The following is a 12,906-nucleotide window of genomic DNA, read 5'->3' as shown; positions in this document are numbered from 1 at the left end:
GCGCAGTGCGCCGACCGCCGATATATGGGGTCTGATATTTTCTATCAGCTAGGGCCTCTTACTCGTCTAGGAGATCCTCTGGCATGTCGTTGCCGTCGCCTAGGTCGACTGGGGCCTCTTCGGCGTCGGTTGCGGCCTCGGCGCCTTCGTCTTCGGGCTTCTCCTTGGCGGCCGTCATGCGGGCTACGGCGCAGATGCGGTCGTTGTCGTCGACGGTCATCATCTTGACGCCCTGGGTGGCGCGGCCGGTCTGGCTGATCTCGTCGGTCTTGACACGAATGACCGTCGCGCCCTCTGTCACGATGAACAGCTCGTGCTGCGGGCCCACCGTCTTCATGGCCGCGAGGTTACCCTTACGCTCGGTCATTTGGATGGTGTAGACACCCTGGCCGCCGCGATTCTGCTCCGGGTAGTCCGCAACCGGCGTGCGCTTGCCGTAGCCGCGCTCGGTGATGACGAACAGATCGCCGTTGCCGTTAGTGACTTCCATGCCCAGAACGCTCACGCCGTCCTTCATACCGATACCGCGAACGCCGCTGGTATCGCGGCCGGTGGCGCGCACCTGCTCCTCGGAGAACATGATCGCCTTGCCCGCGGTGGTGGCCAGGATAATCTTGTCGCCCTCGCGCACGCGGCGCACGTTCAGCAGCGCGTCGTCGTCACGCAGGTTGATAGCGATCAGGCCGTCGCGACGGCTGCGGTCATATGCGCTCATCACGGTCTTCTTGACCATGCCGCTCTTGGTGGCAAACATCAGGTACTCGTCAGCAGGGAACTCGCGGCAGCTGATGACGCTCGCGATCTTCTCGCCCTCCTCGAAGGGCAGCAGGTTGACGATCGCGGTACCGCGCGCCTGGCGCGTACCCACCGGCAGCTCGTGCACCTTCAGGCGATAGACCTTGCCCTTGCTCGAGAAGAACAGCACGTACTCGTGCGTGGACGCGATGAACATCTCGTCGATGACATCGTCCTCTTTGAGGTTGACGCCCGACACGCCCTTGCCGCCGCGTTTCTGGGCGCGGTAGGCGGCCACCGGGATGCGCTTGACATAGCCGGTGTGGGTGATGGTCACGACCATGTCCTCGTCGGCAATGAGGTCCTCGACGTCCAGGTCCTTCTCGACCTGGCTGATCTCGGTGCGGCGCTTATCGCCAAACTTCTTGGAGATCTCGCGCATCTCTTCCTTAATGACGCCCAGGATCTTCTCCTCGTGCGCCAGCAGGTCCTCGTAGTAGGCGATGGCGCGGCGCAGGCCGTCCAGCTCTTCCTGGATCTTGTCGCGCTCCAGGCCGGTCAGGCGGCGCAGCTTCATCTCGAGGATGGCCGTGGTCTGCTCGGGTGTAAAGCCAAAGCGCTCGATCAGGCGGCTGCTGGCCTCGGAATCGGTCTGCGAGGAACGGATGATGCTGATGACCTCGTCGATATGGTCAAGGGCCATCAGGTAACCCTCGAGGATATGCGCGCGGGCCTGAGCCTTCTTAAGGTCGAAGCGGGTGCGGCGAGTGACTACGTCGACCTGGTGGTCGATGTAGTGCTGCAGCATCTCGCGCAGGCTCAGGCATTTGGGAACGCCGTTGACAAGTGCTAGGTTGTTGGCGCCAAAGGTCGTCTGCAGCGAGGTGTACTTATACAGATTGTTGAGCACGACCTGCGGAATGACGCCCTTCTTGAGCTCGATGACCAGACGGATACCCTTCTGGTTGGACTCATCGCGCATATCCGAGATGCCCTCGATGCGCTTATCGTTGACGAGCTGGGCGATCTTCTCCTGCAGGGTGCCCTTGTTGACCATGTAGGGAATCTCGGTAAAGACCAGGCGGCTACGGCCGGTCTTGGTGGACTCCACATGAGCCTTAGCGCGCACGGTGATGGAGCCGCGGCCGGTCTCGTAGCTCTGCTTAATGCCGGCACTGCCCATGATGATGGCACCGGTGGGGAAGTCCGGACCGGGCATGATCTGCATGAGCTCGTCGACGGTGGCGTCGGGGTTGTCGATCAGGTAGCACGTGGCTTCGATCGCCTCGGTAAGGTTGTGCGGGGCGATGTTGGTAGCCATGCCGACGGCGATGCCCTGGCTGCCGTTGACCAGCAGGTTGGGGAAGCGCGCGGGCAGCGCCTGGGGCTCGGCGAGCGACTCATCGTAGTTGGGCTGCCAGTCGACGGTATCCTTCTGCAGGTCGCGCAGCAGCTCCATGGCGGGCTTTGCCAGGCGGCTCTCGGTGTAACGCATGGCGGCGGCGCCGTCGCCATCGATGTTGCCAAAGTTGCCGTGACCGTCGATGAGCGGCGTGCGCATGGAGAACCACTGCGCCAGGCGGACCATGGCCTCGTAGACCGCGAAGTCACCGTGCGGATGGTACTTACCGATAACTTCGCCGACCGTCCAAGCGGACTTCTTGTGCGGACGGTTGGGGTAGATGCCGCTCTCGTTCATGGCGTACAGGATGCGACGGTGCACCGGCTTTAAGCCATCGCGCACGTCCGGCAGGGCGCGCGCCGTGATGACCGACATCGAGTACTCGATGAACGACTGCTTCATCTCGCGGCCGAACTCCGAAATCTGGAGCTGACCGCCGTTGATATCCTCGCCGGCCGAGGCGCCACGGTCGACTTCGCCAAAGCTCTCCTCGAGCTCGGCGTCGTCGTCCTCTTCCTCATCATCGGCATCGGGGTTATAGGCGTCCGGATCGCCGTCCTCGCCCTGCTCAGCACGGGCAAGCAGGCGCTTCAGATCATCGGGCATGCCGGCGTCGCCGGCCTCGTCCATACCCTCGTTATTGTTGATATCGTCTGCCACGTTACCTCCTCTTAAGCGTCAAGGAATCGTGCGTCATGCGCGTGCTTCTCGATGTACTCGCGGCGATAGCCGACCTCGGAACCCATCAGCTCGCGCACGGCGCGGTCTGCCACCACGGCATCCTCGATCGACACGCGCTGCAGGATGCGGGTCTTGGGATCCATCGTCGTCGAGGCGAGCTGCTTGGGGTCCATCTCGCCCAGACCCTTGTAGCGCTGGACGGTATAGCCCTTGCGCTTCTTGGTGATCTTGCCATCCTTGGCCTTGCCGTCTTCGTCGTTATCGTCGGGGTTCAGGCCCAGACTCTGGATGGTGTCGCGCAGGATCTCGTCTTCGGGCTGGCGGCCGTTGGGATACACGTAGTGGATCTTGTTGCGCACCTTAATGCCAAAGATGGGCGGGCAGGCAACATAGACGTAGCCGGCATCGATCAGCGGACGCATGTACTTGTAGAAGAACGTCAGCAGCAGGATGCGGATGTGCGCACCGTCGACGTCTGCATCGGTCATGATGATGATCTTGTGGTAGCGCGCCTTGGTGATATCGAAGTCGCCGCCGTCGCCGGCACTCGTCGTGACGCCGCAGCCGATCGCGGTAATCAGCGACTGGATGGTGTCACTCGAGAACGCGCGATGGTCACCAACGCGTTCGACGTTCAGAATCTTGCCGCGCAGGGGCAGAATCGCCTGGATGTCTCGGCGACGGCCGTCCTTGGCCGAACCGCCTGCCGAGTCACCCTCTACGATGAAGAGCTCGGTCAGCTCGGCATCGCGCACCGAGCAGTCAGCGAGCTTACCGGGCAGGGACGCCGTCTCGAGCAGGCTCTTGCGGCGGGTCGCCTCGCGCGCCTTGCGGGCGGCGTTGCGCGCCTTGCAGGCCTGTTGCGCCTTCTTGACAATCTCGCGGGCGGGCTTGGGATGCTCCTCCAAGTAATCGGCGAGACCGTCGGTCACGATCTTGAGCGTGAGCGCGCGCATATAGGAGCTACCGAGCTTGGCCTTGGTCTGGCCCTCAAACTGCGGATCGGGCAGCTTAACCGAGATAACGGCCGAAAGGCCCTCGCGCACATCGTCGCCGGTCAGGTTGGCGTCTTTTTCCTTGAGCAGGTTCTGTTTGCGCGCGTAGTCGTTGATCACGCGGGTGAGCGCGGTGCGAAAGCCCTCAAGGTGCATGCCGCCCTCGGGAGTGTAGATGTCGTTGGCGAACGACATGACGTTCTCGCCGTAGCCGCTATTCCACTGCAGGGAAACCTCAACCTCGCCTATCTTGGCCACAGGCGCGTCCGGATCCGATTTGCCCTCGATGTAGATGGGCTCCTTAAAGGCCTCGGGGACGTCCTTGCCCTCGTTGAGAAACTTGACGAAGTCGACGATGCCGCCCTCGTAGCAAAACTCCTCCACGTGGGGAGTCGCCTCGCGCTCGTCGGTCAGCACAATCTTAAGGTTCTTATTGAGGAACGCCGTCTCCTGCAGACGGTTGTGCAGCGTATCGAAATCGTAGATGCAGGTCTCGAAGATCTCGTCGTCGGGCCAGAAGGTGACGGTGGTGCCCGTTGAATCCGAGGTGCCCACGACCTCCATCTTCTTGACGGTCTTGCCGCGCGAGAACTCCATCTCGTAGGTGTTGCCATCGCGACGAACCTGAACGACCACGCGCTTGGACAGCGCGTTGACGACGGAGATGCCCACGCCGTGCAGGCCGCCCGAGACCTTATAGGCCGAGTTATCGAACTTACCGCCGGCGTGCAAGATCGTCATAACGACCTCGAGCGTCGGGATCTTTTTAACAGGGTGCTCGTCGACGGGGATGCCGCGCCCGTTGTCGACGACCGTGATGGAGTTGTCGGCGTGGACCGTCACCTGGATCTCGGTGCAGAAACCGGCCATGGCCTCGTCGACGGAGTTGTCAACGATCTCCCACACCAGGTGATGCAGACCGCTGGCGCTCGTCGAGCCGATATACATGCCCGGGCGCTTACGAACGGCCTCGAGACCTTCGAGAATCTTAATCTCGCCGCCATCGTAATCGTTTTCGTTTGCCACACGTCCTCCTTCAGTCAAGAAAATGTGTACAGCCTTACTAGTTTATCGTAAAAAAATACCCTCGGGAACGAGGGTATTTGGCTCTACAAGGCCACCAGATGCGATTTAAGGCTCTTTTTTGCTTTGCACGCCCTTGGCCCACTCGGCACTGGCTCTCATGGCATTCTCGAGGGCCTCGCGCAGTTTTTGGTCTTCGATGGGCGCCACTTGGCGCTCGATCTCGGTACGCTCGGCCTCACTTAGGTCGGCGTGCGGGGCCGGCGATCGCTCGGTCGTCGCCGGGCGCAGGCGCTCCTTGGCGGCGGACGGTGTGTGACCGGGCGCGGTGGTTTTGAACACCAGGCCGTCCACATGCGCACCGGCGCGCTCCATGCGTGCGCGGATGATCTCGCGCAACAGCGTCATTTCCTGCGTCCACGAGGGCGAGTCGAGATATACCAGCAGCTCATTGGACTCGGGCAGGTAGCGCAGTCCCGTCACATGCCGTCCCTCGCGCGTGCCCGAGCACACCGCGTTCCATGCGCGATAGACCGTGCGCGACTCCTCGGCAGCCTCCATCTGCGCACGGCGCTTAGGCGTTGCAGCCGCCAGGATGCGCTGGCGCTCTGCGTTCAAAAACCCGCTGAAGGCGACTGTCTCGCTCTCGCGCTCGTAATTAGCACGTCTCACCCATGCTCACCACCTTGGCTCGATCAAGCAGGTCATCGGTAAAGTACCCCAAGTTGGTCGTAGTTATGACCGTCTGGATATCATCGCCGATCAGCCGCAGGAAAGCACCGCGACGCCCGCCGTCGAGCTCGCTCATCACGTCGTCCAGAAGCAGCAGTGGGGCGGTGCCCAGGACATCGCGAGCCACGGCAACCTCGGCCACCTTCCAGGACAGCACCAGCGTGCGCTGCTGTCCTTGGCTGGCAAACGAACGGGCGGAGCGACCCGCCACGGTAAACTCAATCTCGTCGCGATGCGGTCCCACCAGCGTCACGCCGCGGCGAATTTCCTCGTCGGCGTGCTCATCGAGGGCAGCCAGCATGCGCTCGTACGCCCAGCCCTTCAGCTCTTCGCGATCCTCGACCTGGGGCAAATCCCCCAGCGTGGACGCATAGGACACGTTGGCGGCCTCACCGGACGCCACTTGCCCGTAGGCAGCGCGCACATGGCCCGCCAGCCGGTCGAGTAGGGCCAACCGGTGCACGAGCAGGGCCGAGCCCGCGCGGGCAATCGAATCGTTCCACGCGCCGAGCATCTCGCGGCAGCACCAGGTCTCCTTGAGCAAGGCATTACGCTGGGTCACGCAACGCCCATAGGTATTCGCAAGATCGGCATAGCGTGCGCTCAGTTGCATGCCAAAGTCATCGAGGGCGGCGCGGCGCACACTGGCGCCTCGCTTAACCATGTCCAGATGGTCGGGACAAAACAGCACGCTCGGCAGAACCCCGCGCACACCGGCGGCGGAGCATCTCTTGCCGTTGCGGCTAAACGAGCGCTTACCGTCCCCCGCGCTCAATCCCATATCAAGCACGCGGCCGTCGCCCTCGAGCCTCAGCTCGACCTTGCACGAGCCCACGCCGTCATGGACGAGCTCGGCTGCGGTCGGATGCCTAAACGAGGCACCGCTCGTCAGCAGCTGCAGCGCCTCTATGAGATTGGTCTTTCCCGCTGCGTTGGGTCCCGCAAGTATCGTCACGCCCTCGTCCAGGGCAAGGCGATAGCTATCGAAGCTGCGGTAGTGCGCGACGGAAAGATCGCGGGCGAACATGGTCATGGCGCAGCGCTAGATGCGGACCGGCATGACTAGGTACAGGTAGTTGATCTTGTCGTAGGACTTGAAGATGCCCGCCTGCGAGTAGCTCTTGAGCTCCAGCGTGATCTCCTTCTCCTTGGACAGGGCATTGAGGCAGCCGAAGATGTAGTGGTAGTTGAAGGCGATGGTACCCGACTCGCCCTCGGCCTCGACATCGATCGTCTCCTGCGCAAGGTCCTGGTCATTGGAAATGGAGGACAGGCCCATCTGCCCGTTCTCGACATCGATCTCGAACTTGACGGCGGGGTTGGCGCTCGCGATAACGGCCACGCGCTTGAGGGCGGCGTTAAAGGCGGCGACGTCGATCTTGACGCTCGTCACGCACGAATCGGGGATGAGCTGCTTGTAGTTGGGGTACACGCCCTCGATGCGGCGCGACACGTAGGTGGTGTTGCCGGCCTCGAAGACGACCTGGGTGTCGGTAGCCCCGATCATAATGGTCGCCTGGCTGGCCATGATGTTCAGCGCGTCGTTAAAGGCGTCGGCTGGAACGTTGAGCTCAAAGGAGCCCTCGAGGGTCGAGGTCTCGACCTGCGTATCGCACACGGCCAAGCGGAAGGAATCGGTCGCCACCAGGCGTACGGTGTTGTTCTCGACCTTCATGTGCACGCCGCCCAGGATGGGGCGAGCCTTGTCGGTCGAGGTGACGCGCCACACGCGGCCGACCATTTCGGACAAGACATCGGTCGGCAGCTCCACGGCACTCTCGATGGCATAGGCCGGAAACTCGGGGAAGTCATTGGCATCGAGCGTGTTCAGCCTAAAAGAGCTCTTCTCGCAACCAATCAGTACCTGGCGCTCGGACAGCTCAAAGGTGACCGGGGCATCGGGGAGGGTCTTGGTGATATTGGAGAGCATCTTACAGGGGATAACCATCTCGCCCTCTTCTTCGACATGCGCCGCGATGCGATGACGGATCGAGATGGTGTAGTTAGAGGTCTGGAATTCCAAGATGCCGTCTTGCGCCTTGACGAGCACGCCCGACAGGATGGGAAGGGTGGATGCCGAAGCGACACCCTTCATAACGACGCCGATGGCTTGTGTAAGCGAGCTCTGGCTGACGGTGAACTTCATCTTTTAATACCTTTCTATAGATATAAATATCTTAATAATAGTAATAGCACTGACGAAACTGTTGATTACTCTCAAAGACGCAGGTCAGACCCAAAAAGAGAATCGACAGCAACCTGTGTGCAACGGGGGTGGTTTTCCACGTTCAAAACCTGCGCAAAACTTTTCATCACCGCGGGTTGGGTTTTAGACACCTTATGCCCGTGGTTTCGACAAGTTTTCAACAGGTGTCTCTATTTCCCTACGAGCGCAGTGTAATTTTATCGCGCAGCGACTTGAGGTCTTCGGTGACGGTGCGGTCTTCCTGGATCATCTTCTGGACCTTTTTGTAGCTTGTGCTGACGGTCGAGTGGTTGCGGTTGCCAAATTCGGCGCCTACCGCCGTGGTCGTCATCTCGCACATTTCGATGGCCAGGTAGATAGCGATATGGCGTGCCTTGGCGATATTGGCGTTGCGACGCGGGCCGATGAGCTCCTCGTGCGTCACGCCGTATTGCTCTTCGATGACGGACTGAACCGTTTGGACGTTGATCTTTTTGGCCGATGTGTCGAAGTACTGGCTGGCGATGGCGTCGATATCGTCAAAGGTGAGCTCCCCGCCCTCGCGCTCGCGGTCGCCCGCCTCGCCGGCGCAGCGCTCGCAAAAGCTCTCGAGTTCGCGGATGTTGGTGCCCGAGACCTCTGCCATGTGTTTAAAGTGCTCGTCGGTCAGGTGCCCGCTGTCGCCCCCATAGGCCGCCAGCAGCGAGTCGTCGCCTGCCTCGGGAGCGGCGACGATGGTGTTCTCGTAATAGCGCTGCAAGATCTTGTATTTCATCTCGTAGCTGGGCTCTGCGACCAGGCAGAGCATGCCGGCGTTGAAGCGGCTGGTCAGACGCTCGTCCATGCTCAGGTCTTTGGGAGCGCGGTCGGCTGCGATGACGACTTTTTTGTTGTTGCGGATAAACTCGTCCATGAGCTGGAAAAAGTAGTCCACGCTCGCGCGCTTGCCGATGATGTTTTGAATGTCGTCGATGATGAGCACGTCCACGCCGTGGTATGCCTGCATGATGGGGGCGTTGCTCTTCTTTTGGCGGTCGAACTCGGTCATCAGGTCGTCCAGATATGCCTGGGAGTTGGCATACTTGACCTTGATCTCGGGCGACTTCTCGGCGAGCTCGTTTTTGATGGCAAGCAGCAGGTGCGTCTTGCCCAGGCCCGATTTGCCGTAGATGAACAACGATGTGCACGTGCCGCGCTCGTCCGCGAGGGCGGCAAACTTGAGTGCCGAGCGATAGGCATGGCTGTTCTCGGGGCCGTAGACAAAGTTCTCAAAGGTAAATTTTGAGTTCGCGGCGAGCGGGGCTCCATCCGTATTCTGCTCGGCCGGCACGGTCGGTGCTGGCACGGGTGAAGCGGGGGCCGCAGCTTGCGTGGATTTAGCCGGCGCTCCGCCCTTCATCTGGTTCATCATGCGACGAAAATCATCGGCCGAGAGTGTGTTCTTGATTGCAATGCCCGAATCCGCGCTCGCCGCTGCGTCGTGAGCGATGGGCATGTGCGTGACGGGTGCGTTCGCTGGCGCCGCCGCCGCGGTCGGCAACGGTGCCATGGTTTCACGGGAAACATCGCTGTGCTGGTGCTCGATTGTCGGCACGTCGCCTGCGGAGGCCGGCACCGCCGGGGAAGCAGCGGGAGCCGCGGCGGCCGCCGTCGCGGCAGCGGATTCGGCCGTTGCGCCTTGCGGTGCCACGATATCGAGCGCGATCGGCGCAAAGGCGATTTCTTCCAGATAGGCCTCAATAGTCGGCTGATGCTTTTTGAGCTGCGCGATGGCAAAGCGCGAGGGCGCCTCGATCGTGAGCGTATCTTCGGTCAGGCTTATAGCGCGCGATTGCCCCAGCATGTTGATGAGGCGTGCATCTTGGCCGTCGCGCTGGCAAAAGGCGATGGCATCCCCCAGGATGATGCTTGCTTCCTCGTCCACTGTCTCTCCCGTTCTTTAGCTCTGAGCTCGCACGCGAGCGGCGCCGAGTTCGGTCAGATGGTATTTCTGGCCATGCTTGATGACCAAGCCGGCCTGCGCCAAGTCATTGAGCGTGCGTGACCAAGTGGGGGCCGAGTTTCCAAACGCCCTCGCCAGATCGGTTGCGCCGCACGCTTGATTTTGCGCCAGATAGCCTAGCGCGGCGTTGCCGCGATCGCTTACGAACACGTCCGGTTGTGGCTGCGCATACTGATTTGCTGCATTAGGATACATCATTTGAGCTGCTGGTTGTTGAGAACTCTGCATGGTCGGCATCTGCTGTTGAAAACTTTGGGGCCACTGTTGGTAAGGCTGCGGAGGCATCTGCTGGGCCCAGGGGTTGTACTGCTGCTGCGGCATCTGCTGGTACGGCTGCTGATATCCCTGCTGGTACTGCTGCGGGAACTGCTGGCCATACCCCAGTGGCGGCATCTGCTGATATGGATATCCCTGATGGTACGGCTGATAGCCCATTTGTTGGCCACCCGGTGCCCCCGTCGCCTGCTGCATTGCTGCTGCATCCTGATCCGCCAGCGGCATGGCCTCTGGCATGTTTGGCGGCATCGACATCGATGCCGCCTGGGGCTCTTGTGTAGGAAGTATTCCGGGCTGCTGCATCTGCCCCACGGGGGGCTGCATCTGCTGCGTTGCCATGGGCTGCTGCGCAAAAGCTCCCGGCAGGGGATATGTGGGCTGCTCCGTCTCGGGTCGCACGGCTGCCCCGCGCCCGCCGGCACGCTCGATTTCCTGCACGCGCTTGGGGTTCAGACTTACCGTCACGACGGTGCCGTTGCCCATGTTGTCCTCGATGGAGACGGCGCCGCCGGCGTTTTCCAAGTACTCCTGTACCATGGGAAACCCGGCGCCGGTGCCGCGGATATACCGTTTCATCTTGCTGTTTGCGCTGGTTACGCCAAAATCGAAGGCACGCTCTTTGTCGTCGATGCCCGGACCCTGATCGGCAAAGCGGATGGTATCGCCACCGTCGAGAATCGAGATGATGGGCTCTGCAAAATGCGCGTGGATAAAGTTTTCGACAATCTCGCGGATAACCATCAGCGAGATGCGTCCTCCCTGCTCTTTCATGCACTGGTAGACGGTGTTGGTTGTCTCTTCCAAGTAGGTACGGACGTCTTGCGGTTCGATGACGATGACACGCGGTGTCGACAGCATGTCATCGTAGACCGCGATGCGCGCTGCATACATGGCTTTTGGCGCCTGCGTGGTCGTCTGCTCGCCTTCCTCACGCTCTTCGCGCACGCCGGTGATGTGCTCGTTGTCGGGTGCCGGGTCTCCGGAATCGACCATGGTGTAAAAGTCGTCAGACATGCCGCTCGCAATCTTTCAAAAGGTTTCGAACAAATAGTAGCTCACCGTGCAATGTTTCTCATCTTTCGACAACTTTTCAAAACCTGTTGAAAACTTTGGAAAACGGACGAAAAGTTCTCAACATTGCCAATATGACCTGTTGAAAACTCGATGAAATATCGTGAAAAGTTGCCATGCACCGCTAAATCGAGCTCGGCTTATGGGGGAACCGTGTGAACTGCGCAACCTTTTACCTTTGATTTCTTGACATTTGAACATTGATTTCCCTACAATCTTCAAGCTCACGTGTCTATATCTGCGTCCGCGCCCCCGCGGACACTCGAAATGCAGCAGGAGGAACTTAAGATGAAGCGTACGTATCAGCCTAATAAGCGTAAGCGTGCCAAGACCCATGGCTTCCGTGCCCGTATGGCCACTAAGGGTGGTCGTGCCGTGCTCGCCCGTCGTCGCGCCAAGGGCCGCAAGCGTCTCACTGTCTAGCAGCGATACACACATCTCGCATGAAGACTATTAAGTCTCGGCAAGATTTCGAGCATGTGTTCAGTCAGGGGCGTCGTTTCAATCACCCTCTGATTCGAATGACCATATGTGAATCGGTTGGCGAAGGCGACTCCGGAAGGGTCGCCTTCGTTGGTGCTAAACGGCTCGGTTGTGCTGTTGTGCGCAACCGTTCTAAGCGTGTGATGCGCGAGGCCGCCCGCAGCTGTGGATTTCCCGTTGCGGGTTATGACATCATCTTGTTCGCAACTCCCAAGACGAGGGTTTCTTCGCCTCAGGAGATGGACAATGCATTGCGTTCGCTTATGAAACGCGCCGGCGTTGCCGGGGAGGAGCGATGAGCAATCACGTTTTGCGACGTGTTGCCATCGCTCCTATTCGCATATATCAACAGGTTATTTCGCCCTTATTGCCTGACGCCTGCATTTATTACCCAACGTGCTCGCAATACGCCGTCCAGGCGATTGAGAAGTACGGTGTTTTGAGAGGCTGCTGGCTTGCCGTGAGGCGCATCGCTCGCTGCAATCCCCTGCACGTCGGCGGTTATGACCCTGTGCCCTAGCGGGCACTCGCTATCGGAGGAAAACTTACATGTGGGATTGGATCGTTAACATCCTTTTCGAGCTGCTCAAGCTCATCCAGACCTTTGCGGTCGACTGGGGCCTGTCCATCATCATCCTGGTGGTCATCATCCGTCTGCTGCTGACGCCGCTTATGCTCAAGTCGACTAAGTCGACGGCACGCATGCAGGTGCTGCAGCCCAAGATGCTCGAGATCCAGGAGCGCTATGCCGACGATCCCCAGCGTCAGGCCGAGGAAATGCAGAAGTTCTACAGCGAGAACAAATTCAACCCGATGGCTGGTTGTCTGCCGCTGTTGATTCAGATGCCTGTCCTGTTCGCCCTCTTTACGCTGCTGCGTAACCTGCCGGACTACTTTAACGACGGCACGTTCTCGTTCTTTAATATTCTGCCCGACCTGACCACCACGCCGAGTGCCTCCTTTGCCGATGGCTTTATGGTCGCGCTGCCTGCGCTGGTCTGCCTGATCCTGTTCGCTGTCCTGACCCTGATTCCGCAGCTCTATATGTCGCGCAACCAGACCGGCCAGCAGGCTCAGAGCATGCGTATGATGGCCGTTGTCATGACGGTCATGATGCTTTGGATGGGCTGGAGCCTTCCCGTCGGCGTTCTGCTGTACTACGATGTGTCCTCTGCCTGGCAGGTTATCCAGCAGATTTTTGTGACGCAGAAGGTTATCGACAAGGCGAAGGCTGATGAGGAGGAGCGCCTTAAGAACGCGCCGCTGCAGGTTGAGGTCACTCGTCGCGAAAAGAAGCCGCGCCCGCACAAGAAGAAGTAGC

Annotated in this window: 11 protein-coding genes; 4 read left to right on the top strand and 7 right to left on the bottom strand. The window is 60.1% G+C overall.

Annotated features, from left to right (window positions below):
- Positions 1 to 58: 58 nt before the first annotated feature.
- The 7 genes from gyrA to DWX39_RS07860 all read right to left on the bottom strand — a co-directional run bounded on the left by gyrA (position 59) and on the right by DWX39_RS07860 (position 11,045).
- Entirely contained in the window at positions 59 to 2,767 is a 2,709-nt protein-coding gene (gyrA, locus tag DWX39_RS07890; protein WP_117759217.1) for a DNA gyrase subunit A, read from the bottom strand.
- 41 nt (positions 2,768 to 2,808) lie between these two features.
- Positions 2,809 to 4,839 (bottom strand): DNA topoisomerase (ATP-hydrolyzing) subunit B, encoded by a 2,031-nt coding sequence (gyrB, locus tag DWX39_RS07885; protein WP_117759213.1) that lies wholly within the window; start codon positions 4,837 to 4,839, stop codon positions 2,809 to 2,811.
- 105 nt (positions 4,840 to 4,944) lie between these two features.
- Complete coding sequence (locus DWX39_RS07880; protein WP_117759211.1) at positions 4,945 to 5,508, bottom strand: DciA family protein; 564 nt, start codon at positions 5,506 to 5,508, stop codon at positions 4,945 to 4,947.
- Positions 5,495 to 6,601, bottom strand: a complete 1,107-nt coding sequence (locus DWX39_RS07875; RefSeq protein ID WP_117759209.1) for a DNA replication/repair protein RecF — start codon at positions 6,599 to 6,601, stop codon at positions 5,495 to 5,497. The genes DWX39_RS07880 and DWX39_RS07875 overlap by 14 nt, the downstream gene beginning before the upstream one ends.
- Before the next feature lie 9 nt (positions 6,602 to 6,610).
- Positions 6,611 to 7,714, bottom strand: coding sequence for a DNA polymerase III subunit beta (dnaN, locus tag DWX39_RS07870; RefSeq protein WP_099432409.1), 1,104 nt, complete (start codon positions 7,712 to 7,714; stop codon positions 6,611 to 6,613).
- A gap of 238 nt (positions 7,715 to 7,952) precedes the next feature.
- Positions 7,953 to 9,677: a DnaA ATPase domain-containing protein gene (locus tag DWX39_RS07865; RefSeq protein ID WP_117759207.1), complete on the bottom strand. Its 1,725-nt coding sequence runs from the start codon at positions 9,675 to 9,677 to the stop codon at positions 7,953 to 7,955.
- A gap of 15 nt (positions 9,678 to 9,692) precedes the next feature.
- A complete protein-coding gene (locus tag DWX39_RS07860; protein ID WP_117759205.1) occupies positions 9,693 to 11,045 on the bottom strand; it encodes an ATP-binding protein in 1,353 nt (450 codons plus the stop codon).
- 345 nt (positions 11,046 to 11,390) lie between these two features.
- Between DWX39_RS07860 and rpmH the strand changes: the two genes are divergently transcribed.
- From rpmH to DWX39_RS07840, 4 genes are read left to right on the top strand one after another with little or no spacing between them, the layout of a single operon-like run.
- Positions 11,391 to 11,525 carry a 50S ribosomal protein L34 gene (gene rpmH / locus DWX39_RS07855; protein ID WP_019127408.1) on the top strand — a complete coding sequence of 45 codons (135 nt, stop codon included), beginning with the start codon at positions 11,391 to 11,393 and terminating at the stop codon, positions 11,523 to 11,525.
- Between the two features lie 20 nt (positions 11,526 to 11,545).
- A complete protein-coding gene (rnpA, locus tag DWX39_RS07850) occupies positions 11,546 to 11,884 on the top strand; it encodes a ribonuclease P protein component (RefSeq protein ID WP_082435526.1) in 339 nt (112 codons plus the stop codon).
- On the top strand, positions 11,881 to 12,105 hold the full coding sequence (gene yidD / locus DWX39_RS07845; RefSeq protein ID WP_022093804.1) for a membrane protein insertion efficiency factor YidD: 225 nt from the start codon (positions 11,881 to 11,883) through the stop codon (positions 12,103 to 12,105). Before rnpA ends, yidD begins: the two co-directional genes overlap by 4 nt.
- A gap of 29 nt (positions 12,106 to 12,134) precedes the next feature.
- Complete coding sequence (locus tag DWX39_RS07840) at positions 12,135 to 12,905, top strand: YidC/Oxa1 family membrane protein insertase (RefSeq protein WP_055251326.1); 771 nt, start codon at positions 12,135 to 12,137, stop codon at positions 12,903 to 12,905.
- Position 12,906: the final 1 nt, after the last annotated feature.

It is taken from the genome of Collinsella sp. AF19-1LB (assembly GCF_003459655.1).
GTDB lineage: Bacteria > Actinomycetota > Coriobacteriia > Coriobacteriales > Coriobacteriaceae > Collinsella.
Note: the sequence above shows the minus strand (reverse complement) of the source record. Positions and strands in the feature narration are given on the sequence as shown.

Bases quoted from the DNA above. Each gene is read 5' to 3' on its own strand.
- gyrA (WP_117759217.1), bottom strand. From the start codon at position 2,767: ATGGACGAGGCCGGCGACGCCGGCATGCCCGATGATCTGAAGCGCCTG.
- DWX39_RS07875 (WP_117759209.1), bottom strand. From the start codon at position 6,601: ATGACCATGTTCGCCCGCGATCTTTCCGTCGCGCACTACCGCAGCTTC.
- dnaN (WP_099432409.1), bottom strand. From the start codon at position 7,714: ATGAAGTTCACCGTCAGCCAGAGCTCGCTTACACAAGCCATCGGCGTC.
- DWX39_RS07860 (WP_117759205.1), bottom strand. From the start codon at position 11,045: ATGTCTGACGACTTTTACACCATGGTCGATTCCGGAGACCCGGCACCC.
- rpmH (WP_019127408.1), top strand. From the start codon at position 11,391: ATGAAGCGTACGTATCAGCCTAATAAGCGTAAGCGTGCCAAGACCCAT.
- rnpA (WP_082435526.1), top strand. From the start codon at position 11,546: ATGAAGACTATTAAGTCTCGGCAAGATTTCGAGCATGTGTTCAGTCAG.
- yidD (WP_022093804.1), top strand. From the start codon at position 11,881: ATGAGCAATCACGTTTTGCGACGTGTTGCCATCGCTCCTATTCGCATA.
- DWX39_RS07840 (WP_055251326.1), top strand. From the start codon at position 12,135: ATGTGGGATTGGATCGTTAACATCCTTTTCGAGCTGCTCAAGCTCATC.